The following is a 269-nucleotide window of genomic DNA, read 5'->3' on the forward strand; positions in this document are numbered from 1 at the left end:
CCAGCAGATCACGATGGCCGCCGCCACCGTCGCCGCGTAGGCCGCGAAATAGCCGTCGCCGAGCGTCGCGCCCGCGAGCCCGCACAGCCCGCCGACCATCGCGCCGATGAACTGATCGCGCGACAGCTTGCGCGTGTCGATATAGCTGTGCTGGCTCACGGCAATGGCGGTGATCGCGGCCCAGAACGCCTGCTCGGTGTGGAGCGCCTGGCCGATGCCGAACGCGAGGCTCGCGCCCGTCACCGCCTGCAATGCCATCAAACTGCCTT

The 269-nt window shown here is 69.1% G+C and carries 1 protein-coding gene; it reads right to left on the reverse strand.

All coding sequences use genetic code 11. The features are described from left to right. Positions 1 to 269: FUSC family protein (locus tag SB753_RS37545; protein WP_410805223.1), on the reverse strand; the 269-nt coding region annotated here is incomplete at both ends.

Origin of the sequence: Paraburkholderia sp. SIMBA_053, from assembly GCF_046534895.1 — a bacterium.
Lineage (GTDB): Bacteria > Pseudomonadota > Gammaproteobacteria > Burkholderiales > Burkholderiaceae > Paraburkholderia > Paraburkholderia caledonica.